General features: G+C 69.6%; 30 protein-coding genes. 24 read left to right on the plus strand and 6 right to left on the minus strand.

Going from position 1 to position 25225, the window contains the following annotated elements; genetic code table 11:
* Positions 1-113: 113 nt before the first annotated feature.
* From WMF44_RS29095 to WMF44_RS29105, 3 genes are all read left to right on the plus strand, one after another.
* Complete coding sequence (locus WMF44_RS29095; RefSeq protein WP_437293312.1) at positions 114-1631, plus strand: xylulokinase; 1518 nt, start codon at positions 114-116, stop codon at positions 1629-1631.
* A gap of 77 nt (positions 1632-1708) precedes the next feature.
* On the plus strand, positions 1709-1945 hold the full coding sequence (locus tag WMF44_RS29100) for a DUF433 domain-containing protein (protein ID WP_437293313.1): 237 nt from the start codon (positions 1709-1711) through the stop codon (positions 1943-1945).
* The gene (locus tag WMF44_RS29105; RefSeq protein WP_437293314.1) at positions 1942-2328 is read left to right on the plus strand and encodes a DUF5615 family PIN-like protein; all 387 of its coding nucleotides are present in this window, start codon (positions 1942-1944) and stop codon (positions 2326-2328) included. Before WMF44_RS29100 ends, WMF44_RS29105 begins: the two co-directional genes overlap by 4 nt.
* A 7-nt stretch (positions 2329-2335) precedes the next feature.
* On the opposite strand, the gene WMF44_RS29110 is transcribed toward WMF44_RS29105, so the two are convergent.
* A complete protein-coding gene (locus tag WMF44_RS29110) occupies positions 2336-3703 on the minus strand; it encodes a serpin family protein (RefSeq protein WP_437293315.1) in 1368 nt (455 codons plus the stop codon).
* Between the two features lie 316 nt (positions 3704-4019).
* Here WMF44_RS29110 and WMF44_RS29115 point away from each other — a divergent pair, with 316 nt between their 5' ends.
* The 12 genes from WMF44_RS29115 (at position 4020) to WMF44_RS29170 (ending at position 12172) form a co-directional block, all read left to right on the plus strand.
* Entirely contained in the window at positions 4020-4415 is a 396-nt protein-coding gene (locus WMF44_RS29115; RefSeq protein ID WP_437301626.1) for a type II toxin-antitoxin system PemK/MazF family toxin, read from the plus strand.
* Positions 4416-4497: 82 nt separating this feature from the next.
* Positions 4498-5238 carry a HEAT repeat domain-containing protein gene (locus WMF44_RS29120; RefSeq protein ID WP_437293316.1) on the plus strand — a complete coding sequence of 247 codons (741 nt, stop codon included), beginning with the start codon at positions 4498-4500 and terminating at the stop codon, positions 5236-5238.
* A gap of 121 nt (positions 5239-5359) precedes the next feature.
* Positions 5360-5824, plus strand: coding sequence for a MarR family winged helix-turn-helix transcriptional regulator (locus tag WMF44_RS29125; RefSeq protein WP_437293317.1), 465 nt, complete (start codon positions 5360-5362; stop codon positions 5822-5824).
* A gap of 75 nt (positions 5825-5899) precedes the next feature.
* Positions 5900-6439: a carboxymuconolactone decarboxylase family protein gene (locus tag WMF44_RS29130; protein WP_437293318.1), complete on the plus strand. Its 540-nt coding sequence runs from the start codon at positions 5900-5902 to the stop codon at positions 6437-6439.
* Positions 6440-6567: 128 nt separating this feature from the next.
* Positions 6568-7122 (plus strand): hypothetical protein, encoded by a 555-nt coding sequence (locus tag WMF44_RS29135; protein ID WP_437293319.1) that lies wholly within the window; start codon positions 6568-6570, stop codon positions 7120-7122.
* 278 nt (positions 7123-7400) lie between these two features.
* Complete coding sequence (locus tag WMF44_RS29140) at positions 7401-8831, plus strand: SPFH domain-containing protein (protein ID WP_437293320.1); 1431 nt, start codon at positions 7401-7403, stop codon at positions 8829-8831.
* A gap of 155 nt (positions 8832-8986) precedes the next feature.
* On the plus strand, positions 8987-9361 hold the full coding sequence (locus WMF44_RS29145; RefSeq protein ID WP_437293321.1) for a hypothetical protein: 375 nt from the start codon (positions 8987-8989) through the stop codon (positions 9359-9361).
* Between the two features lie 69 nt (positions 9362-9430).
* On the plus strand, positions 9431-10042 hold the full coding sequence (locus WMF44_RS29150) for a hypothetical protein (protein ID WP_437293322.1): 612 nt from the start codon (positions 9431-9433) through the stop codon (positions 10040-10042).
* 157 nt (positions 10043-10199) lie between these two features.
* Positions 10200-10616: a DUF6210 family protein gene (locus tag WMF44_RS29155; RefSeq protein ID WP_437293323.1), complete on the plus strand. Its 417-nt coding sequence runs from the start codon at positions 10200-10202 to the stop codon at positions 10614-10616.
* 167 nt (positions 10617-10783) lie between these two features.
* The gene (locus WMF44_RS29160) at positions 10784-11191 is read left to right on the plus strand and encodes a VOC family protein (protein WP_437293324.1); all 408 of its coding nucleotides are present in this window, start codon (positions 10784-10786) and stop codon (positions 11189-11191) included.
* Between the two features lie 183 nt (positions 11192-11374).
* On the plus strand, positions 11375-11509 hold the full coding sequence (locus tag WMF44_RS29165) for a hypothetical protein (protein ID WP_437293325.1): 135 nt from the start codon (positions 11375-11377) through the stop codon (positions 11507-11509).
* Between the two features lie 33 nt (positions 11510-11542).
* Positions 11543-12172: an SGNH/GDSL hydrolase family protein gene (locus WMF44_RS29170; protein WP_437293326.1), complete on the plus strand. Its 630-nt coding sequence runs from the start codon at positions 11543-11545 to the stop codon at positions 12170-12172.
* A 49-nt stretch (positions 12173-12221) separates the two neighbouring features.
* On the opposite strand, the gene WMF44_RS29175 is transcribed toward WMF44_RS29170, so the two are convergent.
* Complete coding sequence (locus WMF44_RS29175) at positions 12222-12836, minus strand: hypothetical protein (protein WP_437293327.1); 615 nt, start codon at positions 12834-12836, stop codon at positions 12222-12224.
* Positions 12837-13004: 168 nt separating this feature from the next.
* Here WMF44_RS29175 and WMF44_RS29180 point away from each other — a divergent pair, with 168 nt between their 5' ends.
* The 3 genes from WMF44_RS29180 (at position 13005) to msrB (ending at position 14142) form a co-directional block, all read left to right on the plus strand.
* Positions 13005-13268 (plus strand): ATP-grasp domain-containing protein, encoded by a 264-nt coding sequence (locus WMF44_RS29180; RefSeq protein ID WP_437301627.1) that lies wholly within the window; start codon positions 13005-13007, stop codon positions 13266-13268.
* Between the two features lie 103 nt (positions 13269-13371).
* The gene (locus tag WMF44_RS29185; RefSeq protein WP_437293328.1) at positions 13372-13638 is read left to right on the plus strand and encodes a hypothetical protein; all 267 of its coding nucleotides are present in this window, start codon (positions 13372-13374) and stop codon (positions 13636-13638) included.
* 105 nt (positions 13639-13743) lie between these two features.
* Complete coding sequence (gene msrB, locus WMF44_RS29190) at positions 13744-14142, plus strand: peptide-methionine (R)-S-oxide reductase MsrB (protein WP_437293329.1); 399 nt, start codon at positions 13744-13746, stop codon at positions 14140-14142.
* A 167-nt stretch (positions 14143-14309) separates the two neighbouring features.
* Here the strand turns inward: msrB and WMF44_RS29195 are convergent, their stop codons facing one another.
* A complete protein-coding gene (locus tag WMF44_RS29195; RefSeq protein WP_437293330.1) occupies positions 14310-15434 on the minus strand; it encodes an ATP-grasp domain-containing protein in 1125 nt (374 codons plus the stop codon).
* Positions 15435-15553: 119 nt separating this feature from the next.
* Here WMF44_RS29195 and WMF44_RS29200 point away from each other — a divergent pair, with 119 nt between their 5' ends.
* The gene (locus WMF44_RS29200; RefSeq protein ID WP_437293331.1) at positions 15554-16603 is read left to right on the plus strand and encodes an iron-containing alcohol dehydrogenase family protein; all 1050 of its coding nucleotides are present in this window, start codon (positions 15554-15556) and stop codon (positions 16601-16603) included.
* A gap of 14 nt (positions 16604-16617) precedes the next feature.
* Here WMF44_RS29200 and WMF44_RS29205 read toward each other — a convergent pair whose 3' ends face one another.
* From WMF44_RS29205 to lepB, 3 genes are all read right to left on the minus strand, one after another.
* Complete coding sequence (locus WMF44_RS29205; protein WP_437293332.1) at positions 16618-17763, minus strand: DUF3500 domain-containing protein; 1146 nt, start codon at positions 17761-17763, stop codon at positions 16618-16620.
* A gap of 169 nt (positions 17764-17932) precedes the next feature.
* A complete protein-coding gene (locus WMF44_RS29210; RefSeq protein WP_437301628.1) occupies positions 17933-18307 on the minus strand; it encodes a TetR-like C-terminal domain-containing protein in 375 nt (124 codons plus the stop codon).
* Positions 18258-19703, minus strand: coding sequence for a signal peptidase I (gene lepB, locus WMF44_RS29215; RefSeq protein WP_437293333.1), 1446 nt, complete (start codon positions 19701-19703; stop codon positions 18258-18260). Before lepB ends, WMF44_RS29210 begins: the two co-directional genes overlap by 50 nt.
* A gap of 178 nt (positions 19704-19881) precedes the next feature.
* Between lepB and WMF44_RS29220 the strand changes: the two genes are divergently transcribed.
* The 5 genes from WMF44_RS29220 (at position 19882) to xseB (ending at position 25218) form a co-directional block, all read left to right on the plus strand.
* Positions 19882-20859 carry a phosphotransferase family protein gene (locus WMF44_RS29220; protein ID WP_437293334.1) on the plus strand — a complete coding sequence of 326 codons (978 nt, stop codon included), beginning with the start codon at positions 19882-19884 and terminating at the stop codon, positions 20857-20859.
* A gap of 6 nt (positions 20860-20865) precedes the next feature.
* Positions 20866-22230: an MATE family efflux transporter gene (locus tag WMF44_RS29225; RefSeq protein WP_437293335.1), complete on the plus strand. Its 1365-nt coding sequence runs from the start codon at positions 20866-20868 to the stop codon at positions 22228-22230.
* 206 nt (positions 22231-22436) lie between these two features.
* Positions 22437-23060 carry a glutathione S-transferase family protein gene (locus WMF44_RS29230; RefSeq protein WP_437293336.1) on the plus strand — a complete coding sequence of 208 codons (624 nt, stop codon included), beginning with the start codon at positions 22437-22439 and terminating at the stop codon, positions 23058-23060.
* Between the two features lie 201 nt (positions 23061-23261).
* A complete protein-coding gene (gene xseA, locus WMF44_RS29235; protein WP_437293337.1) occupies positions 23262-24905 on the plus strand; it encodes an exodeoxyribonuclease VII large subunit in 1644 nt (547 codons plus the stop codon).
* 4 nt (positions 24906-24909) lie between these two features.
* Positions 24910-25218, plus strand: coding sequence for an exodeoxyribonuclease VII small subunit (xseB, locus tag WMF44_RS29240; RefSeq protein WP_437293338.1), 309 nt, complete (start codon positions 24910-24912; stop codon positions 25216-25218).
* The last annotated feature ends 7 nt before the right edge of the window (positions 25219-25225 follow it).

The raw sequence follows: 25225 nt of genomic DNA on the forward strand, positions 1-25225 counted from the left end.
GCCGCCGGCTCCCCGGCGGCGCCGCGCTGGACGATTGTGCCGGCGCGATTCCGTACTGTAGTCTGCGCCCGTGATCGCTTGTCAATCCTGCGTTCCGGGGCGCTGACGGCGCCATGCCGGCCGACCTCGTCCTCGGCATCGACCTGAGCACCACCGCGGCCAAGGCGGCGGCCTTCGACGTCCAGGGGCGCCTGCACGCCGCCGGCCGGGCGCCGCTCTCGCTGGCGCGGCCGGCCCCCGACCGATTCGAACAGGATCCCCGGGACTGGTGGGCTGCCCTGTGCCAGGCGGTCGCCGGCGTCACCGCCACGGTGGACCCGGGCCGCATCGCTGGCCTCGCGCTCGCGCACCAGCGCGAGACCTTCGCCTGCCTCGGTCCCGACGGCCAGCCGCTCCGCCCCGCCATGCTCTGGCTGGACGGCCGGGCGCGCGGGCACCTCGGCGCCGTGATCGACCGCATCGGGCAAGACCGCCTGCGGGCGCTGTCCGGCAAGGCCGCGGACTTCGGCCCGGCGCTGCCCAAGATCGCCTGGCTGGCCAGCGAGGAGCCGGACACCCATCGCCGCACGGCCCTCTTCTGCGACGTGCAGGCGTACCTCGTGCAGGCGCTGACCGGGCGCGCCCGCACCAGCTGGGCGAGCGCCGATCCGCTCGCGCTCTTCGACATCGGCGCGCGCCGCTGGTCCGAGGAGCTCTGCGCCGCCGCCGGCATCACGCCCGACCGGCTGCCGGAGGCGCTCCCTCCCGGCGCGCCGCTCGGCGCGGTGTCGGCGGCCGCAGCGGCGGCCACCGGCCTGCGCGAGGGCACGCCGGTGCTGGCCGGCGGCGGCGACGGCCAGATGGCCGGGCTCGGCGTCGATGCGCTGGACCCGCGGCGCGCCTACCTGAACCTCGGCACGGCGGTGGTCTTCGGCGTCTTTTGCGCCGAGCCGCGGCAGGACCCGGCGTGGCGGACCATGACCAGCGCCTCCGGCCGCGGTTACGTGCTGGAGAGCAGCCTGCGCAGCGGGGCGCTGCTCTCGGACTGGTACCTGCGCCGCCAGCTGGGCGTCGATCCGCGCGACGGGGCCGCGATGGCGGCGCTCGAGGCCGAGGCGGCGTCGCTCCCGCCCGGCAGCGGCGGCCTGCTGCTCTTGCCCTACTGGGAGGGCGCCATGAACCCTCACTGGGATCCCGACGCCCGCGGCGCGATCCTGGGCCTCACGGACGCGCACGGGCGCGGCCACGTCTACCGCGCCCTGATCGAGGGCGTCGCGCTCGAGCAGGCCCTGGTGCTGGACCTGATGCGCGGCGCGGCGGGGATCGAGGTCGCGGAGTTCGCCGCGGTCGGCGGCGTGGCCGCGAGCGACCTCTGGTGCGGTGTGATGGCCGACGCGACGGGCGTCGCCATCGAACGGTCCGAGACGGTCGAGGCGGCGTGCCTGGGCGCCGCCATGTGCGCGGCTGCCGGCGCCGGGCTGGCGGAGAGCATCGAGGGGGCCGCGAGGGCGATGCGCGGGACCGCCACGGCGACGTTCCATCCCGATGCCGGGCGCCGGGGGCGCTACGCGGCGCTGCTGGGGATCTACCGGGACATGTACCCGCAGCTCTCGGGGCTGCTGCGCCGCCTCTCGGCCTTCACGAGGGATTAGGCGCGGCGCGCGCTCCGCTCGCGAAGGAGCGAGCCGGGCCGGTGCCATGAGTCCGAGGACAGGGTAACCTCCAGGGCATGGCGACGGAACTGCTTGCAAGGATCACTCAGGACGCTGCAGTGATGGGAGGCCGCCCGTGCATCCGGGGGATGAGGGTCACGGTGGGCACGATCCTGGGACTGCTGGCGGCCGGACACTCCGTGGAGAAGGTGCTGGATCTCTACCCGTACCTCGAGAAGGACGATGTGCTGGCGGCGCTCACGTATGCAGCCTGGCGCACCGAGGAGGTCGAGCTTCCACTGAAGGCGTCATGAAGATCCTCGTGGACATGAACCTGTCGCCAACCTGGGTGTCGTTTCTTGTCGACGCCGGGTTCGAGGCTGTCCACTGGTCTGAAATGGGTGACCCACGAGCGCCGGATCGTGAGCTGATGGCGTGGGCACGCGAGGGCGGATACGTCGTTTTCACACACGATCTCGACTTCAGCATCCTGATTGCCACCACGGGCGCCATCGGCCCCAGCGTCCTGCAAGTCCGAACGCTCAACCTGCTCCCGAGCGCCATCGGGGCCGATGTCGTCGGCCTCTTGCGCCAGTACGCCGAGGAGCTCGACCGCGGCGCGATCGTCTCGCTCGATGGGGCATCCTCGCGGGTCAGGATCCTACCGATCCGACGACGGTTGGAAGGACCTGGCTGACGTCTCCTCACTGCGCGGTCGGATCGTTGACGCGCCCCGCGAAGAGGAGCGCCCCTGTGTACAGATCACGGATGAAGAAGAAAAACGGACGGTCCAGGACGATCGCCGCGGGCTCGTTGAAGACGCCCGAGGCCGCGGAAGATACGGCGAGGACGACCGCCGTCGCCGCCGCGGCCTCGGTCCCGGCCTCGTCCACGTCGATGACCGCCTTGTGGATGACGTCCTGGATCTGGATCCCTCCGTCCTCGATGATGCCCGAGAAGTCGGCGCTGTCGCCAAACGCGACGCCCATGCCGAGGTCCTCGAGCGCCGTCTTGAGAGCGGCCGCGGTGCCGAACGAGAACTTCGGCATCGTGATGTCGACCGACCGCGACTGCAGCGAGGTGATGATCGTCTCGAGCGCCGCGCCGTCGAGCGACTCCGCCAGCGCGTCCGCGGTCCCCTCGGCCGGCAGGACGACGAACATCGAGACCGGGGTGCCCGCATAGGGGATCTCCACCGCTTCCCAGCCGTCGCCGGCGCCGTAGCGCGTCTCCTGTCTACCGTGCATCATCTGGGCGGTGACGCTCGTGCCGTCGCCGCGCTGGAACGCGCCGGGCTTCGTCAAGTCCTCGTCAAACGGCGTGTGCCACGCGGCGTCGAAGTAGATGGCGTTGGTGAGCACGACGCGCGTCTCCGGGGTCACGCTGCCGTTGAGGAGATTCGGAATCTTGCCCTCCGTCTGGTCCTTCACCCACGCGTTGATGAGGCTCTCGGCCTCCTCCGGGGCATTGAAGTCGGCGAGCCGCACGCGCGCCCCGTAGCTCTCGCCGAGCACCGTCAAGAACGGCTGCTCGAGCGCGAGGTCGACGTGCGACCAGATCGCGTTGGCCGTGTGGAGCCGGAAGCCGCCTCCCTCGAACCCGCTCGATCCCTCGGCGCGCTTGTGGAGCTCGAGATCCACGTAGTTGAACGCCGGGTGCAGCCGCTCCTGCGGGAGCTCGAACCGCATCGCCGCGGCCATCGCCTGCTCCGTGGTGGTCCGCGCGCCCGCGTACGTCATGGCGAGCGCCGTCGAGATGCTGTAAGGCGAGTAGACGACGTTCGCGTTCGCGCTGGAGATCGCGCGGCCGAGGTCGAGCGCGAAGCTCGCGTTGTTGCGCGCCAGCAACACCTGATCCTCCTCCGAGACGACCGGGCTCTCGATCCGCGCCGCGTCCGACGGCAGCACGCATCCAGCCTTCTTCTCGAAGCACTCGACGGCCCCGCCGCCCCCTCCCTGCCCCGAGCCGCCCTCTCCCTGGTCCGGGCCACCGCCGCTGCCGCCTCCCTCGTTCGAGCTGCACCCCACGAGAGCCGACATGAGCACGGTCGCCAAGACAATTGATGTTCTCATGATGCCAGGGTTTTGCAGCCTGCGTGCCAGTGCGCTTTTGCGCCGCAAATCGCATGTTTGTCCCGGGGAGACGCGCGCTGCCAGCAAGTCTGGAGCAGATTGTGCCAAGGTGAGCCGTGCACGGTGCTCACGGGTGAGCTTGGGAGCCTCCGGTGACGGCGAAACCGATGGATCGGCGGGGTCGATGCGACGTGTCGATGCGACTGTGCCTCCTTGCCAGACCCCGTGGTGTGCTGGGAAGGTCGTGCAGCAGGAGCGGGTTGCGCCGAGGTGCGCCACGGACCATCCTTCGTGCCGGCGCGCGAGGCACATGAAGATGGACGAGGGCGCAGGAGAACCGACAGGCACGCGCTCAGCGCGGATCGATCGCGGCGACGTGTTCTGGATAGGGCCCGATGATTCGCGGGGGCCTGTCCCGAGCTACTCTCATCCCCACGTGGTGGTCCAGGACGACGTCTTCAACCACTCGCGGATCACGACCGTGGTCGTGTGCGCGCTGACGTCGAACTTGCACCGGGCGAACGAGCCTGGGAACATCCTGCTCGACGTGGGCGAGGGGAACCTTCCCAGGCAGAGCGTCGTGGTCGTGTCGCAGATCTCCTCGGTCGAGAAGGCCCGCCTGGGCGAGCGGATCGGGTCGCTGTCCGACGCACGGGTGGATCAGATCCTGGCCGGCCTGCGCTTCCAGCAGGCATCGTTCTTCAGGCGGTAGCGAGCGGGTGCACCTCGTGGGGCAGGTCGACTTCACCGAGGCAGCGACGTCGGACGAGCGCGGTTTCTCTGGAGGACGATGAATGCCTCACCACGGTGACCCGGAGGACGACTTCAAGAAGGCGCTTGCGCAGGATCGGGCGCGAATCGATGCGGCGATCGAGCGTCTCTCGGGGGAAGAGCCGAAGCCTGAGCGGTTCCTGCTCGCGCTCGCCGGGGCGTGGGGCCGCCCGGTTCCATGTCGGGCGCCGATCGGAAGGTGGCTGCCGCCGGTCGCCCCGACCGAGCGGGGCGTGAAGAGCGCGGCCCGCTGGGTACATGCATCCAATCCAAACGTCCAGCGAGCCGCCGTCGTCGCCCTCGAGAGAGCCGGGGTGGCTGCGCGGCCTGTTCTGACAACGGTCGCCGATGCCCTCACGAGCAAGGAGCCCACCGTTCGGATCGCCGCGGCCCGCGTCCTCGCGCGCGCTGCGCCGTGTCCCGAGCAGGCTCCGGCGCTCCGTCGTGCGCTCTCCGACGAGCTCTTCACCGTGCGCTGGCTGGCGGTGGAGGCGCTCGCGCGCAGCGGCGACGAACACCCGATGGCGCCGGTCCTCGGGGCGTCGCGTCCACGGCTCGACGCTCGGCTTGCTCCCTATCAGCTCGAGCGCTGGCTGCGCGCGGTCGCCGCCCTTGGACGGGATGCGTCCGCGCTGTTGCCCGAGCTGAACGAGCTCCTGGATCGAACCTCCCAGCTCAGCCAGAGCGACACCTGGTGGCATGAGTCGAGGTTCACGCTCGAGCGACTCGTACGGGAGCTTCGTACGACCCAGGATAACCCCTGACGCCGCCTCCCGCGGCCTCGCCGGTCGATCCCGCCGGCAAGCCTGGCCGCACGAAGCAGCGCGGCGCATCGCACGATTGGTTGCATTGACAATCAAATACCGCGCGGTATGCTCGGCCATCATGCGCGACCAGTTCACCGCCGAAGGGGGGATCGTCCTCGACAACGCGCTCGGCTACTGGGTGGCGCGCGTCTACCTCGCTTCCCGCGCCGAGATGTACCGGCGCTTCCGCGCGCACGGCGTCGAGATCACGCCCGAGCAATGGATGGTCCTCGTCCGCCTGTGGGAGCAGGAGGGCGTCACGCAGACGCACCTGGCCGAGCGCACCTTCCGGGATGTGCCCACGATGAGCCGGATCGTCGCGCTCATGGAGCGCGACGGGCTTGTCGAGCGCCGGCCCGACCCGACGGACCGGCGCGCCCGGCTCGTCTACCTCACCGCGCGCGGGCGAGCGCTGCGCAAGGCCCTGTCGGGCGAGGCCAAGGCCCTCGTGGACACGTCGCGCGCCGGCATCCCGGAGGACGATCTGCTCACGACCCGGCGCACGCTGCAGCGCATCCTCGCGAACCTCGAGCCCAAAGGCTGAACGTAGCCCCGCCCTCCACGCCGCCTTCTTCATCGCCAATTAATTGCATAGACAACCAATTCAGGAGAGACCCGCATGAGCCAGACCGCTGCTTCCCCTCACTTTCCTGCGCACACGCTCGCCACGGCGCCCGCGGCGGCCCGCCCCGCGCTGGAGCAGGCCTCGCGGAAGTTCGGCTTCCTGCCGCTGCCCTTGGCGCGCTTCGCGACCTCGCCGCTCCTGGTGCGCGCCTTCGACGAGCTCCTCGCGGTCTTCGAGGGTGCGACGCTCTCGCCGGTGGAGCGCGAGGTCGTGGTGATGGTCATCGCCGGCGAGAACGGCTGTGATCTCTGCCGCACGATGCACCGCGGGCTGCTCCTCCGCGCGGGGGCTTCCCCCGAGGTCGCCGCGGCGCTGTTCGAGCGGAGGCCGGCGGCCGACGCGCGCCTCCAGGCGCTCGCGGCGTTCACCGAGGCGACGCTGCGCGAGCGGGGCCAGGTGCCGGACGCCGATCTCGACGCCTTCCTCCGCGCGGGCTTCACCGCCGAGCAGGCCCTCGAGGTGATCGTCGGCATCGGAACCTACACGCTGTCGACGTTCGCGAACCGGATGACCCGCTCCCACGCGCTGCGCTGATCGCGACAGGAGCGCGGGGCTCGAGAGCGGAAGCGCCGCGGTGACCTCGCGTTGGTCTCCTTGACAAGGCGGGGGAAGCGTCAGGTACGCTGGCTCTCCACGACAGAAGGGTTCGAGGTAGCAGATAGATGACTGCGCAAATCGGTGACGACGTCGCCTATGCGGGCGCTGACTGGAGCCTGGCGGGCGTGAACGGCGGCGAGCTGTTCGACCCGGCGAGCTACGGACTTCGTGTTCGCCCGGCGAGCACCGCGTGCTGGCGTGGCTTCGTCTGTCGTTATGAGCTCCGCGACAACACCCTGTACCTCGACGGCCTGGACGTCGCGCTCGAAGGCGAAGCTCCTCCCCTGCTGGACAAGATGCCCCAGGAGCCGACGACGCCCCTGGGATTCACGGCCGTCTACGAAGGGATCGGGCTCCACGTCCCGTTCAGCGGCGGCCTGCTTCTCGCGCGCGACTTCTTGCTCGATCTGTATGTTCACATGGGCTTCCACCCGGCGTGGAAATACGCCCACGTCCTCGAGGTGGAGCTCGAGGCGGGACGCATCTCGCGCGTCACCGACTGCTCGAAGCCGATGGCCGACATCCGCAGCCGCATCGCGGGCACGGATGAGCCAGGCCCGGGGAGCTCCCACGAGGACATCGAGGCGTGGGTCGAGCGTGCCTTTTCCCGCAAGTACTGACGTCGTCTCCTGATCCCGGGAGCGTGCGTTGTGGCGGGTGGCCGAGATCGGCGTGATGGCTCGCGGCAGGAGGGGTCGGCCGCCGCCGCGGCCGGGCGACAGCGCTCCATCCTGGACCGGCGCAGCGCTCCATTCCGGATCGGCGCTGCGCTCCATTCCGGATCGGCGCCTCGCCTGTCGCGGGTCGCCGGCGCGCGGCGCGGCCCCGGGACGCCTCCTTCGCCGCCTCTCCTGCCTGGCCCGCTTCCTGCGAAAGCCGTTCTCGCGAGGTAGAGGTCATGACGCACATCGAGCAACGCAGGGTCATCATCCACGAGAACGGGGTGCCGGGCGGCGCCGCGGCGGTCCTCCACGCGGACGATCACGGGACCGGGGCGGCCCATCGCGGGCGGTACGATCAGGGCTGGCGCGCCGGCAAGCCGGCCGAAGATCCAGAGAAGCTCAAGAGATGGGGCCGTGTCAGCGCGAAGCCGAGCGAGTACCTGATTCACATGCGGCGGGGCAGCCTCCGGCCCACCTCCGGTCAGGGCGCCTCGTGCTTCAAGCTCCCGGGCGACAGCGTCGCCATCGTGCCGACCACGGTCCAGAAGCTCCAGTTCACGGCCGACCAGGTCACCCTCGAGAAGGTCGGCGTGGAGATCACGGGGCTCGCCGTCTACCGCATCGCGGAGCCGCTCATCGCGTTCCGGATGCTGAACTTCTCGTTCCCCGAGCGCGCGCAGGAGAAGCTCGAGGCGCTCCTCGTGGACATGTTTGCGGGCGCCGTGCGCCGGCTGGTCGCGAACCTCTCCGTCGAGGAATGCCTGACGCGGCGGAAGGAAGGGCTCGCCAGCGAGCTGATACGAGAGATCGTGCCCGTCGTCTCCGGGCGCGGCAGCGCCGAGGACGCCACCGACAAGGGGTGGGGCGTCCTCATCGATACGATCGAGATCCAGGACGTGCGCATCCTCTCTCCGGCGGTGTTCGGCAACCTGCAGGCGCACTATCGCCAGGAGCAGGAGCGGAAGGCCAGGGAGGCGTCGCTGATCACCGAGCGCGCGGTCCGGCAGGGCGAGGCCGAGGCGCAGCGCGCGATCGAGCTGACCAGGCTCTCCGCCGAGGTCGAGCTGCGCACGCGACGCCAGGAGACCAGCGAGAAGGCCCGGCTCGAGGAGCTCGCCTCCGAAACGCGGCTGAAGGAGACGCGGCTGGCCCACGAGCAGCAGATCGCGGCGCTCACGCTGAGGGCCGAGATCGAGAAGACGACGCTCGAGGCGGAGGCGGCGGCGGCGCGCCACGCGGCGAAGATGGCCGCGAGCGCCCAGGAGATCGACCTGCTCACGCAGCGCGCGGCGATCGCGGGCGCGCGCCGGCTCGTGGCCGAGGCCGAGCTCGCCATCGCCGAGATCGAGGCGAAGAAGGCGCGCCTCACGCAGGAGCTCGAGATCGACCGCGCGCGGGCGCTCCGGGAGATTGAGAACACCGTGTCGCCGGAGGTCATCCGGTTGACGGTCGCGCAGCAGATGCCGGCGCTCGCCGCCGCTTTCCAGCAGCGGATGGGAGAGGTGCACGTCACGGCCGTCGATGGCGCCAACCCGTTCGGATACATCGCGGCGGCCGTGGAGGGGGTGATGGGGCTGGCTCGCGCCGCAGGGCTCGAGGTGCCGCCGGCGCGCGCGCCGAAGGCGGAGCTGACCGAGGAGAGCGCGCTGGACGGCAGCCAGCGTTGAGCCCGTCCGCGCCGTCGTCCGGCGTTGGAGGCCGCACGATCACGCGTTGACCTCCTTGACAAGGCGGGGCAGCCGTCAGCTACGCTACCTTTTCACGATGAGTGCGGGCGGCACGACGGGGTGGGGTCGGATCGCGAGAGGAGCTGCGCACAATCATGGGTGAGACGATGCTGACGTTCCTGGGGTCGCAGATTTTCCGCATGCCATTTCTCATCGCCTACATCACGGCGATCGCCCTCGCGTTCTATCGCTATCCGACGCAAGGCAAGCCGGCTCTCCTCGCGGGCTGCGGATTCTCCTTGTTCGTCATGGGCTGGCTCATCAATGCCGTGCACCTGTACTGGCAAATATCCAGTATCCGGAGCGGCGGCGCAGCGCACAAGCTGGTTTTTATTGCCTCCCTGACGGGCTTCGCTTCTCACCTCCTGGAGCTGGTCGGGCTCGTCCTCGTGATGCTCGCATTGTTCGGCGCCAGAAACAGCCCCGCAGGCGGCACCGAGCCAATCGACGCGCGAAACACGCGCGCCTGAGCGAGTCGCTGGAAAGGTAAGGCATCGGGCTGATGTAGTTGCCAGCCCGGGGGACAGCAGGATCTACCGATGATGACACCCAACGGCCCGTCGCGATCAGCAGGCGGAATGAGCAAGACCGCCGTCGCTTTCCTGTTCCTGTTCATCGGGCTCGTGGTGGGGTTCTTCGCCGGAATCGGAGCGACGAAGGCCGGCGCTGCGTTCCTCGAAGATCTCGCGTCGAGCGAGGCGCCCGCCGATCTGGTGCATACCCAGCGCTACGTGCGGCCCGGCTTCTCCTTCAAATACCCGGGAAACTGGAGGGTCGAGGCGGACCCACCGGACAATGATCCCGATCACCACGTGAACGTCGAGAGCCCCGGCTCGTGCATGACGATGATCTTCGTCCTTGACGTGCCGACCGATCCCGCAGACAACGTTCAAGCGCAGATCGACGGGTTCGTCCCCAGGTTGCTCTCTGCGCCCGCACGCACGCCGTTTACCACGTGGGGCAAGTACGCCGGACAAGGCATGCTCCTGAAAGGGAAGCTGCTAGGCGTGAGCGCGGGCTCGGTTCGAGTGTTTTCGCACGCGAACGACAAACGTTCGTTCATCGCGGTGGAGCAATGTTATGACGACGACATGACGCATGTGAAGCCTGGCCTCGAGCTGGTGGAGTCTTCCTTCAGCTTCTCACCTTGAGCCTGCGCCATGGCCCACGGTCTGGAACCATCGCTTCGTGAGCAAACATCGCGGAGCCGGATAGGCCGGATTGCTCACGAACCGTCGCGCGAGCTGCCCAGCGAGCGGCGGCGATCGGCGGCGCGACAGAGCCGCAGGCGTTCGGGAGGCGAGGACGATGAACAAGATCATCAGGCTATACGACGCAGGCCTCGGCCTGCTCATCCCCTGCCCGAGCGGGGTCATCTACTCGAACCAGACCTGCGGGAACATTTGCATGCAACCCGAGATCGAAGGCGTCTTCGTTCCGCTCGACGCCGAAGACGGGTGGCGCTCCCTCGCGGCGCACTTCGAAGGTCCGAAGTACATGGGCAGCGGCGCGATGCTCGGACTCGACCAAGAGGACGCGGATCTCGTCGACCGCGTCCTGCGCGAGTGTCGCATCGTTGGCATTGTGACCGACCGGGCACGCCTCGTAGACTCGCACGAAGCGTGGGTGCACGTTGTGATAGAAGGCGAATCGGCCTCGGGCCCTTTCACCGGGTTCGGACCGTACCCGCGCCCTGGGATACTGACTTGGCCCAACTCCGATTGAGGCCGCGCGCTCGCCGGGCGCGCGCTGCTCGGCGGCGAGCGCCAGGCAACTCTTGTCCTCGGTAGTTTTTGGCTGTCCGCTCAGCGCCGCTCTCTCCGGCGCGTCCGTACAGGTCCTCCCGCGCGTTGTCGCTTGCCACGGACGACCGCAAGAGGTACCGCGCACCCATGCCCAAAGACGCCAGAGTCTTCGTGTTCGATCACGTCTCGGTCGGTGTCGAGAATCTCGAGCGTGCTGCGGATTTCTACGACGCCTGTCTGGCGCCGCTCGGTTTTGTCCGGCTTTCGCAGAACGCCCGTCACGTGGCGTATGGGCCCGAGGGATACGATGCTGAGCCGCCCTTCGCCATCGTCGCGTCCGGTCCTGACGTGAAGGCGCCCGGTCGAGGCTTCCACCTCGCCTTCGTTGCCCCGAGCCGCGAGGCGGTCGATCGCTTCCATGCGGAGGCCCTCAGCAAGGGCGGTGTCGATGAAGGACCGCCCGGCGTTCGCGAGAACTACGATCCCGGCTACTACGCGTCGTTCGTTCGCGACCCCGACGGCCACCGGCTAGAGGCGGTGCTGCACGAACGCTGACCGTGCGGCCGCCGGCCGGCTCGATCGCCAACCTGCTGGGCGGGGGCCTCGAGGCCGATCGAGGCTCCGCCCAGCCCGGCCGTTCCGGCCGGTCCGGCCGCCGCGGCTCTTGGAGCGCCGGGCGTACGAACTCGCGGACGAGTTCGAGCTCGAGTCGTGATAGAACGGACGAGAGGGGTCGCCATGCGCCGGATCATGTACGTGGAGAACAAGCGCGGCGGGCTCGACGGCGACGGTCCGCGGACCGCCGGCACCACGCGCCGCAACGACGAGCGGGTCCGGGGCCGCGCCCGCTCCCGTCCACGGCCGAGCGCATGATCGCGGACGCGACTCATTTCACGGGAGAGAATCATGTCGTCTGTCGTTCTCTTGGGTGATTCAATCTTCGACAATGGTTCGTATACCAACGGCGAGCCCGATGTCGCATCGCACCTCCGCGCTCTCTTGCCCTCCTGGCGAGTCACCCTGTGTGCGGTCGACGGTACGACCACTTCTGATATCGGACCCCAGCTCGATCGAACACCGAAGGACGCGACCCACGTCATCCTCTCGCTTGGCGGGAACGACGCGCTCTCGAACGCCGACATTCTCGGACTGCCCGTCCGGTCGACGGCCGAGGCTCTGGACATATTCCGCGAACGCGTGGACGCGTTCGCGCAATCCTACTCGTGGGCGCTCGAGGCCGTCGTCGCGCTCGGTCGACCGACCACGGTCTGCACGATCTACAACGGCAACCTCGCTCCCGGTGAGGCGGAGCGAGCTCGCATCGCCTTGATGACGTTCAATGACGTCATCCTCCGTCAAGCTTTCTCGCGCGCGCTCGACGTCGTCGACCTCCGCCTTGTCTGCTCGGAGGTGGGGGACTTCGCGAACGCCATCGAGCCGTCGGGCGCCGGCGGCTTGAAGATCGCGCAGGCGCTCGTCCGCGCGCTGGGCGCCGCCGCAGTCCAGAAGCGAGCGACGACCGTGACCGCCGGCTAGAAAGCCGTTGCGGCTGCGCGAGCCGAACGCCGTTTCGACTCGGCGCCAGTCAGAAGGATGTCACTTCAAACCCATCCTGACCGCCAAAGCGGACCATGAGCGCGCGCGCCGTGCCGGGGCGCAGCGCCCGCACGAGCGTGCTCTGGGCTTCGCGTAGACAGCACAGCAGGTCCGGTTCCACCAGACCGTCCCGCACCTCGGCCCGCGCGATGCCGGTCCCGTCGCGCCGTCGCTCGATGCGGAGGAATACCTCGCCGTGTCCACTTTCCCGGATCATGCATCCACTGATGAGTGCGTGGTATGACTCCCTCGAAACATCCGTCACGCCACCTGCGTTCTCTCCTGTAGTCACCGAGAGCCAGCTTCGCTCAAGCGCGGCGGAGTATCCATACGCCTCCGCACGAGATAACTCGTAGCCGGCTTCGCAGAGCTCCTGGCGGCTGTAGCACGCCGCTACCTGCGACGACGGCGGCCCCGACGTCAAGCACGAACGGATGCCGCAGAAAGGGGCAGCGCGCACGAAGAACGCCCCGTCGCCCCACATGAATTTCTGCCGCCGCTCCGGATGCACCGGCGTCGACGTTGCAGGGAAAGGGGCAGCGCGCACGAAGAAACCCAGGTCGCCCCACATGAATTTCTGCGGCGGCTCCGGATGTGCCGGCATCGACGTTCCAGGAGGCCGAACGACGATCTGAAGCGCTTTACCGGACAAGTTCTTCGCTTCTCGGAGTGCGTGGCCCTGTTTCAAACTCTACGAGGTGCAGCGAGGCCGGTGGAGCCCACGTCCGAGGTCGTGCTTGGCGAACCGCGTGAGATCGATGGATAATGGCGGCTGTTCGTCGTGGACGGTGAAGTTGTGACAGGTAGCATGTACCGGCCGAGCGGCGATTCACACCTCCCTCGCGAGCTGATCGACTTCGCGGAGAGAGCGGCCTCGCGATGGGCGCCGGCGAGCGTGTTCGTTCTTGACGTGGCGCGGGTCGACGGCGCGTGGAAGATTGTCGAGTGCAACTGCTTCAACGGAAGCCGTTTTTACTCGGCAGACGTGGAGCGCGTCGTACGAACCGTCTCCGAGCATCAGGAGCGGGCAACCTAGATCATGCCGACCTCCGCCCAATCAGGCGCTGGTGCCGACGGGCGCGTCGCGCCCGCGGCGCAGCGCAAGGTCGTTGGACTGGTGCCGGTGACCAGGTGAAGCCATGGCGTGGAAGACTCTGCTGGATGATGCCCGATGGAACCACCGAGACGACCCGGCCCGTGCCGACGAGCTCGTTGGGCGGGCCATTCGCTCTGCGGAGGCGGAGACCGAAGCAGCGGAGCGCGTGCGCGCCTTCGAGTCGATCGCCGACTACCTTGACGGCCGAGAGCGGTGGGCGGAGGCGTCCATGGTCTACGGCCGACTGATACCTCTGGACTATGAACGCGATCCCGAGGATGAAGCCTGGCTAGCGCGACAAACGGGTTGAGGCCGCGCGCCAACAGCGAGAAGCTGAGACGCCAGAAGACGCATGTCGGCCGCCGACGCCGAGCCGAACGGGCGTGACACCAGAACTCAACGATGGGATCCAGCGATGGCAGACAAGAAGATCTCGAAGACCGAACCCGAGTGGCTCTTGCTGCTCGGGCCGCATCGCTACCGAATGCTCCGCTACGGCAACACCGAACGTCCGTACACGGGGCAGTACTGGAACCACCACGGCACGGGCGTCTATCGATGCGCCGGCTGCGGCACCCAGCTCTTTTCGTCGCAGACGAAATTCGACTCTGGGACGGGCTGGCCCAGCTTCGGCGCAGTCCTCGACGAGAAGCGGATCGAGCGCCGATCCGACCGGAAGCATGGCCTCGATCGGGTGGAGGTCGTATGCGCGCGCTGTGATGGACATCTGGGGCACGTCTTCGATGACGGGCCAGCGCCGACGGGCGAGCGCTTCTGCATCAATTCCGCCTGCCTCGAGTTCGAGAGCGAATGACGCGCTAGGCGGCGAACGTCACGTCAACAGCTGGGCCGTGACCGGCAGGTCCCGCCGAGCGCCGCTCGGAGCGCCCGGGGTGTCGCCGGGGAGTGGGATGCCCTCGGCCACGAGGCGCTCCAGCTGCTACATGGCCGGTCGGCCGGCTGGACAGCCAGGCAAACCGATTACCCGAGCAGCCATACCGCCGGGCTCTGCTCGACACGTTCGCCGGCAAGTATCGCAGCGCTGTCGAGGATCTGGGTCCACGGCAACGCTGCGTACCCGGCACGGTGGGCGAGGTCGGCGCCGAGCGCAGCGACAAGCAGGGCGTGCGCCGAGGGCACGTTGTAACCCGCTGCATAGAGTGGGTTGAGCTCGAGGACCACTGGCTGGCCGCCTCGAACGAAGGCCACGTCAGCCACGTAGTTCGCCGGGAGATCAGCCGTGAGGAGAGCTGGGACGACGGCGCGAACCGCCCGCTGCACCACGTCGCGCCTGGCAGTGAGCTCATCGGCGAGGAGCCGGCGCGCGTCGTCGATGAGGACCTCGAAGGGGCCGTGGTAGCTGGCCATGAGGAGGCGGCCACCCAGCACCGTCAGCCGCACTTCGAAGGGCACCCGGATGGCGTTGCGGTCGCCGGGCAGGGTGGCGAGCTCGATGCGCTCGAGGTCGAGGTGCTCGCGCAAGGCGAGGCCGCCGACGTCGAGAGCGACACGCAGGCGGCGGACCACCTCGAAGACCGTGGCCTCGATCTCCGCCTGGTTGCTGCCGTAGTAGAGCTCGGGGTTGGCGGACTTGGCCGACGAGTAGAAGCCGCGGACGAAGACCCCGGCGTGGGGATCGATCTCCGCATCGAAGAGGGCGCCGTAGATCGCCTCCGTCAACAGACGGCGCACGGCCGCGGGAGAGTCGATCGCGGCAGCGACGGCGGCGTCCACGGGCAGCAGCGCGGTGCGCGGCGTGGGGACACCGGCGTTCGTGAGGACCGAGTAGAATCGATCGAGCCCGAGGACCCGCTCCACATGCTCGGGGAGGTCGAGCACGCACGCGGCGCCGGCAGCGACCGCTCGAGCGAAGACGGCGTGGTATGCGGCGCGGGGTAGCATCGGCAGATCGATCCAGGACAGACTGCCGCGGACCCCCTGCGGCGCGTCGAGCTGGGCGACGTCGCAGACCGCGAGGTCCCAGCCATGAAGGCGGGCGAGCTGGGCCCAGAACGCATGGCGACGCCGGATCATGGCCACATTGCGGGGGTCGGCCTGGGCATCGAAGGCACGGTTGAGGTCGGAGAGGAGAGCGACGCGGGACACGGGTCGAGCATCGCACTTTTCCCTGGATCAGGACGACTCGGCGCCCCTCAGGCTCGGCCGGAAGTAGAGCAGCCGGCGGCGACTAGCCGCGCCGTGGCGGAGGGCCTAGGAGACCGCGCATGGCCGCAGCCACCCAGATCGGCATCCCCACGCTGGTGCGCATCAAGCCCGGGGCGCTCCCGCGCAGCGGGCTCTACCTCGCGCGGGCGGCGCGCCGCCACGTCCTGCTGCTCTCGAGCGCGGGGACGCCGGCCGCCATCGAGGCGGCGATGCGCGAGGGCCTGGACGCGCAGGCGATCGAGGTCCTGGCCCGGCGCGAGGTCGCCTCGGCCAGCGTCGAGGAGGCCTCGGCGCTCCTGCCCGCGCTCCCCGCGCGCTGCGACGCGATCGTCGGGCTCGGCGGCGGCCGGGCCCTCGACACGGCCAAATACCTCGCGTCCCTCGCCCGGCTGCCGTTCCTCGCCGTGCCCACCTCGCTCTCGAACGACGGCTTCTGCAGCCCTTCGGCGAGCCTCACGGTGGGCGGCAGGCGCCGCTCGCTTCCGTGCGCGGTGCCCTTCGGCGTGGTGGTCGACACCGAGGTCTGCCTGCACGCGCCGGAGGTCCTGTGGCTCTCCGGCGTGGGCGATCTGGCGGCCAAGGTCACCGCGGTCCACGACTGGAAGCTCGCGTTCCGCGCGCGCGGCGAGCCGGTCGACGACTTCGCCGCCCTGCTCTCGGACGCGACCGTGTTCCAGTTCATGGCGCGCCCCCGGCGCGACCTCGAGGGCATGCGCCTGCTCGCGACGGCGCTCATGCTGAACGGAATCGCCATGGAGATCGCCGGGTCGTCCCGGCCGGCGAGCGGCAGCGAGCACCTCATCTCGCACGCGCTCGACCAGACCTCCGGCCGGCCGCGGCTCCACGGCCTGCAGGTCGGCACGGCCGCCTACGTTGTCAGCCAGCTCCAGGGGCGGGACACGGACCTCATCGCCGCCGTCCTCGACGCGACGGGCTTCTGGGAGGCGATCCGGGCAGACCCGTTCTCGCTCGACGAGTGGCTCGAGGCGGTCCGCGTCGCGCCGGAGATCAAGCCCGGCTACTACACGGTCCTCTCCTCCCGCGACTGCGTATCCGAGGTCGAGGCGATCCTCCGGACCGATCCGCGCCTGAAGGGGTGCTTCGCCTGACCCGCCAGCCGCGCTCAGGGGGCGCCGTGGCCCTCCTGGAGGTGCCGCGCCAGCAGGCTGTCGCCGAAGTCGTCCTGGAGGTCGCGGAACACGGTGTGGATGTGATCACCGCCGCGGTTGTCGTACTCGATGAGGTGGGTGGGGCCGTGGATCCGGTAGTAATGCGACTGCTTCGGCGCGGCGCCGCCCGCCCAGGCGAAGTGCAGGCGCTCCACGCCGGCGCGCGCGATGCGGTCGAGGTGCCCGTCGGCGACGTCGGCGGGGAAGTTGCGGGCATAGACCTCCAGGAGGCGCAGCAGCGCGGCGCGCTGGGCCGGGGTCATCTCGGCGGCGGGCAGGCCGTCGAAGCTCGCCAGCGCGGCCCGACGGGAGGCCTCGGTCACGAGGTCGGGCGGCGCCGCGGGGGCGATCACGGCGCGCTGGCGCTGCGCGGGGGTGAAGGAGGCCAGGAACGCGCGGCCGAGATCCTCCTCGGCCGCGAGCACGCGCAGGCCCTTCCGAGGACCCGAGGGCACCTCGGCCGGGTTGGCGCCCAGGAACGCCGGGGTGGTGGCCACGCCGCCTCCTGCAGCGGTGAAGTTGAGCGAGACGTGGTGTCCCTCGAAGCGAAAGCCCCACGGGGCCCCGGGCCCGGGCTGGCCGAAGAGGGCGAGGTGGTAACGGCCCGGGTCGCGGAACGCCGGGTTGCCCTCGATGCCCCCGAGGATGCCCTCGAGCAGAAGGACGCCCTCGACCTTGCGGTAGCCCTCCGGGCCAAGGCTGGCCCGGAGCAACGCGTGCGCCGCGCTGCGCTCGGCGCCGTCCATGTCGCCGATCGCGAGGCCGGCGCGGCGGCGCGGGACGTAATGCCAGTCCTCGCGCTCGCCGCTCTCGAACGCGAGCAGCGCCCGGCCGCGCGCCTCGCCGCCGAGGCCGTCCAGGAAGGCGCGCGCGGAGGCCGCGATCGCCTCGGCCGTGGCGCGCCCCGCAGCGCCGCCGGGCGGAGGCGCGGCGCCCGGAGGCCCCGCGGGCGCCGGAGGCTCGGGCGGGGCGGGCAGGGCGGGCAGGGCGCCCTGCCCGGCGGCCCGCTGTGCCGGCGCGGGCGGGCTGCCCGGCGCGGCAGCGGGCTCGCCGGCCGGGCCTTCCTGGGTTCGCATGCTGTTGCACGAGGTCGTCGTCATGAGCGCGAGCAGGATCGCGATCCACGAACCCGGCCCGGCCTGGCGGGCGCGGCGCGGCTGGAGCGCACGCGGGGCCGCAGCGGCCCGCGCGATCGTGCCGTCACCGGGGCGCTGGCGAGGCGATGTCCCGCGGATCGAGGTGTGGCGCTCACGTCTGCCGGTACGCGGCTCAGGTGTCGAGGTGCGCAAGCGCGGTGATGATGCGTTCGGCGGAGTCGGCGGGCCAGGGAAAGACGCGGCTCACGGCACGTTGGTGTGCGAATCCGTGCAGGCCGAACCACAGCGCGATCGCGTCGGCGACCGGGTCGGCGCTGGTGGAATGCCCGGCGGTGACGCAGCCGCCGAGGGCGTCGATGAGGATTTGCAGGGCTTCCCGGCCGAGCGTGGTCAGGTCCCGCTCGGTCACGGAACTGTCGCCCAGGGTGGGCATCCAGAGGCCACCGAACATGGCGCGGCAGCGCTCTGGATGACTCCGGCGCCTCGAGGGAAGCCCCCTACCGCACCGCGAGCCCGGTGCGCTCCCAGCGGCCCAGGCCCTTCGTATCGATGGAGAAGTAGATCACAGCGGCTGTCCCTTCGATCGCGTCGACGGACACGGGGCCGAAATGCCGCGAGTCATGCGAGTTGTCCCGGTTATCACCGATGACGTAGACGCTCCCTCGAGGCACCGTCGCATCGATCGCGGCGCTCGACGCGGGGACGCCGGGGGTGCGCAAGATCGGATAACGCCTCCCGTCGAGGGTCTCTTGCCATAGCTCATGAATCTGCCCGTCGTCTCCTGAGATGCGGTGCTCCGCGCCGACGAGCTCCGAAGGCACCTGGCGACCGTTGATCCGTAGACCGCGATCATCGATCTGAACACGATCTCCTCCGGTGGCGATGATCCGCTTGATGAAGCGCTGGCTCGGGTTCGCCGGGGAGCGGAACACGACGACATCGCCCCGGCCGGCCCGCTCGCCACGCTTGTCTTTCAGCACGAAGAGGTGGTCGCCCGGGATCACGGTCGGGCTCATGCTCCCGGAAGGCACCTTGAACGACTCGATCACGTGCCGCCGCACGGCGAGCGCCGTGCCCGCGGCGCGCGCAGGGTCCGTCGCGATCTCGACCCTCATGACGAAGCCGTCGGGAGGAGCCGCCGCGACCTCCAGCGCCTCCAGGCCCGCCGCCCCGCCCTGCCGGGCGGTGGCCAGCGCCTCGCCGAGCCGCGTTCCCGCGAGCGACGCGTCGGAGCGACCGGGCGACGATAGCCTCGCCTCCAGGTGATCGGTGACGGTCGCGACGAGCTCGATCGGGGCATCGGCGGCCCCGAGGTCGGCGACCACCGCGGCGCCGCTGCGGGAGAGCGCTTCGTTTAGCCGCCGCGCGAGCGCCGCCTTCGCGCCTGGGCCGTCAGCGAGGGCGCCAGCTGTCGCGACGCGCACGCCGCCGTGGGGCAGCGGGACGATCTCGAGCGGACCGGCGCGGAGCCTGCCGCCGTCCTGCTCGGCTTCGAGGAGGCAGCCCACGTCCTCGATCGTGAGCGAGCCCAGGATGTCGGCGCGGATCTCCGATGGCTCGGCGACGGCGATCTGAACTCGCGAGATGCTCCGCTCGACGTCCACCCCGCACCGCGCGGCGCCCCATCCGATCACGGCGCTGACATCGGCGGCGGGCAGCGCCTTCAGCTCGATCTGCGCGAGCAAACGCGTCCGTGCTGGCGCCCGCTCCGCGAACGTCCGCCGGTCCTCTGCCGGCTGAAGCTCCGCCGGCCCCGCCGGCGACGGTCCGATCGCCGCGCTCGGTCCGGGTGTGCTCCCGCCGCAGCCTGCGAGGAGAGGGCCCGCCGCGAGGGCGGACGCGACAAGGAACGAACCGCCGAAGATGCGACGAGCGCGGGGCGCCTCGATGCGCATGGCGAGCACCCCGCGACTGCAGCTCTCCTCGGGATCGTAGGTCGGCATGGGGCGCAGGATAACACGATAACCCGCGTGAGCCCCCGCCGGCCACGCCGGCGACTTCAGCCCCCTCGCGCTCCGGGCCCCGGCACACTCCAGGTCGCGACTTGACAGCTCCCCAGGATCCAGCACAATGAACGGCATTTCGCTCATCCCAAGGGCCGCCAATCGACGAAGGAAGACCGTGGAGAGCAAGACCAAGAACACGAAGACACGCCCGCAGATCGCGGCCATGGCCGCCAGGGCGTTCGGCGGCATGGCGCTCGCGGACGGCGAAGACGCCGTGGTCGAGCTGAAAGACGGCTGGTTCAATGCGGCTTACAGCGTCCGGCTCGCCGATGGCCGGGAGGTCATCCTCAAGATCGCGCCGCCGAGAGACGCGGAGGTCATGTTCTATGAGAAGAACATCATGGCCACCGAGGTCGCCGCCATGCGCCTGGTGCGGCGAAACCCGGCCATCCCGGTGCCCCAGATCTACCATTTCGACGACACCCGCGACCTGTGCGACTCGGACTACTTCTTCATGGAGAAGATCGCCGCGGACAACCTCGAGCACGTGAAATCGAGCCTCTCCCCCGAGACGCAGGCGTCCATCGATCTGCACATCGGCGAGATCGTCCGGGCGATCAACGGCTTCACCGGCACCTATTTTGGTTATGATGGGAACCCGGACCTGCGCGCGAGCACCTGGCGCGAGGCGTTCACCAGGATCATGGAGTCGGTGCTGGAAGACGGCGCCCGCAAAGGCGTGGCGTACGACCAGGGCTACGAGGAGATCCGCGCCGCCGTCCTCAGGCACGCCCCCGCGCTGGACGAGGTCACCACGCCCTGCCTCGTCCACTGGGACGTCTGGAACCCCAATGTCTTCGTCAAGGAAGGCAGGGTCGCCGGCATCATCGACTTCGAGAGGGCGCTCTGGGCCGATCCCTTGATGGAGGCCCAGTTCCGGCTGCTCTCCGCCGAGGGCATCACCAGCTGCATGCGCGGCTACGGCAAGACCTCCTTCACCTTCGAGGAAGAGCGGAGATGCCGCCTGTACTCGCTGCACCTCGCCCTGGTCATGAACACGGAGTGTTACTACCGCAACTACGACACCGATTCCGTCCTCAACCTCTCCAGGCAGTGGATGGGCGAACACATGGCCTGGCTGAGCGCAAACTGAACGCTCATGGGCGAGAGCTCCAGGGTTGAACGTCTGGGGACCGAGCGGGTCGGGAAGCTGCTGCTGGAGATGTCTTCCCAGACCACGCTCTCGCTGCTGGTCTTTGCCATCTACAGCCTGACGGACATCTACTTTCTCTCCGTGGGCGTCAACTCGCTGGCCGCCGCCGCGGCCTCGATCATCGCGCCGGTCCTGATCGCCCTCGGCGCCGTCGCCACGACCGTCGGGGCCGGCGGCGCGTCGGTGGTCTCCAGGGCGCTCGGCGAGCGGGACGTGGAGAAGGCCTCCCGGACGGTGGCAAGCACCTTCCTGATCTTCTGGGCGGCGGCGATCACCATCACGGTCCTGGGCTCGGTCTTCATCGAGCCGATCGTCTATCTGCTCGGGGCCACCGGCAGCATCGCCCCCTATGCCATCGAGTACGGGCGGATCATCTTCCTCGGCGCCATCGCCGGCACCGGCTACTCGGCCATCGTCAGGGCGGATGGCAACGCCAGGTACTCGACCGCCATGTGGATCATCCCGATCTGCGTCAACATCGTCCTGTGCTGGCTCTTCATCCTCGTCCTGCAGATGGGCGTCTCCGGCGCCGCCCTGGCGACGATCTGCGGCCAGGCCACCTCGGCCGGCATGGGCCTCCACTTCTTCTTTTTCAGGAAGAACCGCTCCTATCGGATCAAGGCGTCTTATTTCAAGCCGGACTGGCCCATCATCATCGAGGTGGTGAAGATCGGGTCCCCCTCGCTCATCAAGAATGTCAGCGTCAGCCTGATCGCCATCGTCACCAACAACCTGCTCCGGCGGATCGGCGGCGACAGCGCCCTCGGCGTGTTCGCGATCGTGGGCCGGCTCTACTCCGGGCTGATCGCGCCGCTGACCGGCATCGTCCAGGGGATGCAGCCGCTGGTGGGGTACAACTTCGGCCAGAAGAAGCTCGAGCGGGTGCGGGAGGCCATCCGGCTCTCGCTTGGCGCCTCGGTCGTCTATGGATCGCTCGTCTGCGGCGTCTGCCTGGTGATGCCGGCCGCGCTGATCGCCCTGCTGTCCAGGGAGAGCGCGATCATCGCTGAAGGGCAGGCCGCGTTGCGGCTGCTTTCGCTCTCTTACCCCCTGACCGGCGTGGCCATGGTCACGGCGGCCTCGTTTCAGTCGGTCGGCCGGGCCAGGGAGGCGCTGCTGCTCACCCTCGGGGGCATCCTGCTGGTCAAGCTGCCGGTGCTGCTGCTGGCCTCCCGCCTGTTCTCCCTGACCGGGATCTGGGCCTCCGAGGCGATCTCGGAGCTGATTCTTTGCATCGTCTCCTTCGTGCTGCTGAAGAACGCCCACGCCGGTTCTGGGCATGGCATGGCAAGAGCGCCTGACGCGGGCTGAGCCTGCCTCCAGACCGCGGAAAAACGGCGCAGACGCCGTCTGCGCACCGCGAATGTGTCCATTGACACTCGTCGCGCGGTGCGGCTATACACTCGGCCATTCGCCTGCTGGTTGGCACCGCTCGTCTCGAAACATAGCAGGTCCGGACGTAAGTAAACAGAAGCAACGATACCAGCCGCGGCGCGCGGCTGAGGAGGGAGGCACTGATGAAGCTCTATGAGTTCGCTCCTACCCGCTCGATCCGTGTGCGCTGGGCGCTCCAGGAGCTCGGCGTGGACTTCGAGACCGTCCAGGTCAACCTCCGGGCCGGCGAGAATCGCCGCCCCGAGTTCCTCAAGCTCAACCCAGCCGGCAAGCTCCCCGTGCTCGTCGACGGCGACCTCGTGCTCACCGAGTCCGTTGCCATCGTGCTCTACCTGGCGGAGAAGTACCCCGAGAAGGGCCTGCTCCCGGCAGACCCCAGGGAGCGGGCCAAGGTCAACCAATGGCTGCTGTTCGCGGCGACCGAGCTGGAGCAGCCGCTGTGGCGCATCGCGCGTCACAAGTTTCTGTATCCGGAGGACAAACGCCAGCCGGGCGACATCCCCGTCGCCCGCGAGGACTTCAAGGCCATGGCCGCCGTGCTGGAGAAGCACATGGATCAGCGGCAGTTCGTCGTCGGCGACCGCCTGACGGTCGCCGATCTCGTGATGGCCTACACCCTCGACTGGGCCAGCGAGGCTCATCTTCTGGACGACTTCCCGCAGCTGCGAGCCTACATGGATCGGATGTACGCCCGCCCTCACGCGGCCCCACGCATCGCCCAGGCGTTCGCCAGCCTCAACGCTTGAGGGGCAGGTCGCTGGAGGATCTCTCGTCCTCCAGGCCGAGGGCTTGCTCGCCGCCGCCGTGGCGCAGCGCGCGCCCGGTCGCCACGCAGCGCGCGCTCGGCCACCGCGCGGCGCGGCCGCGCACCGGCAGGTCGGCCCGGAGATCCCCTGCGATGCCCGTGCGCGACGCGCGACGCCCGCCCGCGGTGATAGAGTGGCGCGATGAGCCGCCGCGTCAGCAGCGACGGGACCGGGAGCCTCCAGATCCACTTCGCCTTCGATCGCAGGCTGGTGGAGGTCGTGAAGTCGCTCCCGTCCCGCCGCTGGAATCCTGAACAGAAGACCTGGCGCGTCCCGGAGACGCACGTGGTCGCGGTGGTGGACGTGCTGCACACCGAGGGGTTCGGCTTCTGCGAGGTGACGCAGCGCCTCTACCGGGAACGCGGCGGGGCCCTCGCCCTCGTCGAAGGGGGCGTCACGCCGATCCCCACCGTGGAGGCGGCCCGAGCCGATGAGCCGCGCAACGGGGACGCGCGGCCGAGGCCCGCGGTGGCCGCGTCCGACTTCACCGTCTCGAAGCTCAACGGACAGGTCCGCGCCGCGCTCGAGGCGGCGTTTCCAGCCTCGATCTGGCTGGTGGGCGAGGTCTGCGGGTACAACCGGGCCGCCCACAAGAGCATCGTCGGCTTCGAGCTCGTCGAGCGCGACGCCCTCGGGAAGGAGATCGCCCAGGTCAAGGCGACCCTCTTCGAGAGCGCGCGCGCCGAGATCGAGCGGCGCCTCGCCGCGGCGGGCCACCCGTTCCAGATCGAGGACGAGATCCAGATCCGCGTGCGCGGGCGCGTGGAGCTCTACGTCCCCTGGGGCTCGTACCGGTTCCTGATCGAGGACCTCGACGTGGGCTACACGCTCGGCGAGGCCGCCCGGCGGAGAGAGGAGATCGTGCGCCGGCTCGCCGAGGAAGGGCTGCTCGATCGGAACCGCTCCCTGCCCTTCCCCGCCCTTCCCCTCCGCGTGGGGCTCGTGACCAGCCTGGGCTCGGACGCCTACAACGACGTGCTCGGCACGTTCAGGGAGTCAGGCTTCGCGTTCCGCGTCGTGGCGCACGGCGTGCGCGTCCAGGGGCGGCAGACGGAGCCGTCGGTCCTGAACGCCCTCGACTACTTCCGGGCCCGCGCCGCGGAGCTCGACGTGCTGCTGATCTGCCGCGGCGGCGGCTCGCGCACCGATCTCGCCTGGTTCGACTCGGAGCCGATCGCCCGCGCCGTCGCCACGTTCCCGCTCCCCGTGGTCGTCGGCATCGGCCACGAGCGAGACATCTCCGCGCTCGATTTCGTGGGCTTTCGCGAGAAGACCCCGACCGCCGCGGCCGCGATGCTCGTCAAACGCGTCTCGGACGCGCGGGATGAGGTCGAGTCGTCGCTGCTGAGCATCCTCGACCAGGGCCGGCGGGTCCTCCGGTCGGCCTCGTCGGATCTCACCCGCCGGGCGGCCCGGGTCCCGCGCTCCGCGTCGCTGCTCATCGCGCGCCGCGCGGGCCAGCTCCAGGAGGCGGTCCGCCAGCTTCGCCAGGGGGCGAGGCGCGATCTCGACGCCGCCTCGCATCGGGTCGACGAGATGGCCTCGCTCCTCGGGCCGCGCTCGTCCCGGCGGCTCGCGCTCGAATCCGAGCGCCTCGAGTCGCGCGAACGGCGCCTGCGCCTCCTCGATCCGCGGCGCGTCGTGGAGCGGGGATATGCGATCCTGCGCACGACGGAAGGGGCGGTGCTCACCGACGCGGCGCGCGCGCCCCAGGGGACGACGCTCATCGCCGAGCTGAAGCAGGGCGTGCTGCGGCTTCGCTCGGACGGATCGGAGGAGACATAGGGTCATGGCAAAGCCGAAGCGCGGGACGAAGGAGCTGTCCGAAGGGGACACGGCAAGCCCGCAGCGCGCCACGAAAGAGGTCTCGTATGGCGAGGCGTCGTCGCGCCTCGAGGAGATCTTGCAGAACATCGAGGAAGGTCAGGTCGACATCGACGCGCTCTCCGCGCTCGTGAAGGAGGCCGCGGATCTGGTGACGCTCTGCCGCCAGAAGATCCACGCCGCGGAGATCCAGGTGCAGACCATCACCGAGCAGCTCGAGCGCGAGGCGCCAACGACCACGGACGCGGACGACGAAGACGAGGACGACGAGTAGCAGGGCG

The sequence above is a fragment of the Sorangium sp. So ce426 genome (genome assembly GCF_051475585.1).
In the GTDB taxonomy this organism is placed as follows: domain Bacteria; phylum Myxococcota_A; class Polyangia; order Polyangiales; family Polyangiaceae; genus Sorangium; species Sorangium cellulosum_B.

Excerpts from the sequence above, each read along its gene's own strand:
- WMF44_RS29185 (WP_437293328.1), top strand. The coding sequence starts at position 13,372 with ATGGCGTGGAAGACTCTGCTGGATGATGCCCGATGGAACCACCGAGAC.
- WMF44_RS29160 (WP_437293324.1), top strand. The coding sequence starts at position 10,784 with ATGCCCAAAGACGCCAGAGTCTTCGTGTTCGATCACGTCTCGGTCGGT.
- xseA (WP_437293337.1), top strand. The coding sequence starts at position 23,262 with ATGAGCCGCCGCGTCAGCAGCGACGGGACCGGGAGCCTCCAGATCCAC.
- WMF44_RS29155 (WP_437293323.1), top strand. The coding sequence starts at position 10,200 with ATGAACAAGATCATCAGGCTATACGACGCAGGCCTCGGCCTGCTCATC.
- WMF44_RS29200 (WP_437293331.1), top strand. The coding sequence starts at position 15,554 with ATGGCCGCAGCCACCCAGATCGGCATCCCCACGCTGGTGCGCATCAAG.
- WMF44_RS29120 (WP_437293316.1), top strand. The coding sequence starts at position 4,498 with ATGCCTCACCACGGTGACCCGGAGGACGACTTCAAGAAGGCGCTTGCG.
- WMF44_RS29100 (WP_437293313.1), top strand. The coding sequence starts at position 1,709 with ATGGCGACGGAACTGCTTGCAAGGATCACTCAGGACGCTGCAGTGATG.
- WMF44_RS29230 (WP_437293336.1), top strand. The coding sequence starts at position 22,437 with ATGAAGCTCTATGAGTTCGCTCCTACCCGCTCGATCCGTGTGCGCTGG.
- xseB (WP_437293338.1), top strand. The coding sequence starts at position 24,910 with ATGGCAAAGCCGAAGCGCGGGACGAAGGAGCTGTCCGAAGGGGACACG.
- WMF44_RS29205 (WP_437293332.1), bottom strand. The coding sequence starts at position 17,763 with ATGACGACGACCTCGTGCAACAGCATGCGAACCCAGGAAGGCCCGGCC.
- WMF44_RS29150 (WP_437293322.1), top strand. The coding sequence starts at position 9,431 with ATGATGACACCCAACGGCCCGTCGCGATCAGCAGGCGGAATGAGCAAG.
- WMF44_RS29130 (WP_437293318.1), top strand. The coding sequence starts at position 5,900 with ATGAGCCAGACCGCTGCTTCCCCTCACTTTCCTGCGCACACGCTCGCC.
- WMF44_RS29095 (WP_437293312.1), top strand. The coding sequence starts at position 114 with ATGCCGGCCGACCTCGTCCTCGGCATCGACCTGAGCACCACCGCGGCC.
- WMF44_RS29170 (WP_437293326.1), top strand. The coding sequence starts at position 11,543 with ATGTCGTCTGTCGTTCTCTTGGGTGATTCAATCTTCGACAATGGTTCG.
- WMF44_RS29165 (WP_437293325.1), top strand. The coding sequence starts at position 11,375 with ATGCGCCGGATCATGTACGTGGAGAACAAGCGCGGCGGGCTCGACGGC.
- WMF44_RS29135 (WP_437293319.1), top strand. The coding sequence starts at position 6,568 with ATGACTGCGCAAATCGGTGACGACGTCGCCTATGCGGGCGCTGACTGG.
- WMF44_RS29140 (WP_437293320.1), top strand. The coding sequence starts at position 7,401 with ATGACGCACATCGAGCAACGCAGGGTCATCATCCACGAGAACGGGGTG.
- WMF44_RS29175 (WP_437293327.1), bottom strand. The coding sequence starts at position 12,836 with ATGCCGGCACATCCGGAGCCGCCGCAGAAATTCATGTGGGGCGACCTG.
- WMF44_RS29110 (WP_437293315.1), bottom strand. The coding sequence starts at position 3,703 with ATGAGAACATCAATTGTCTTGGCGACCGTGCTCATGTCGGCTCTCGTG.
- WMF44_RS29125 (WP_437293317.1), top strand. The coding sequence starts at position 5,360 with ATGCGCGACCAGTTCACCGCCGAAGGGGGGATCGTCCTCGACAACGCG.
- lepB (WP_437293333.1), bottom strand. The coding sequence starts at position 19,703 with ATGCCGACCTACGATCCCGAGGAGAGCTGCAGTCGCGGGGTGCTCGCC.
- WMF44_RS29105 (WP_437293314.1), top strand. The coding sequence starts at position 1,942 with ATGAAGATCCTCGTGGACATGAACCTGTCGCCAACCTGGGTGTCGTTT.
- WMF44_RS29225 (WP_437293335.1), top strand. The coding sequence starts at position 20,866 with ATGGGCGAGAGCTCCAGGGTTGAACGTCTGGGGACCGAGCGGGTCGGG.
- WMF44_RS29115 (WP_437301626.1), top strand. The coding sequence starts at position 4,020 with ATGGACGAGGGCGCAGGAGAACCGACAGGCACGCGCTCAGCGCGGATC.
- WMF44_RS29145 (WP_437293321.1), top strand. The coding sequence starts at position 8,987 with ATGGGTGAGACGATGCTGACGTTCCTGGGGTCGCAGATTTTCCGCATG.
- msrB (WP_437293329.1), top strand. The coding sequence starts at position 13,744 with ATGGCAGACAAGAAGATCTCGAAGACCGAACCCGAGTGGCTCTTGCTG.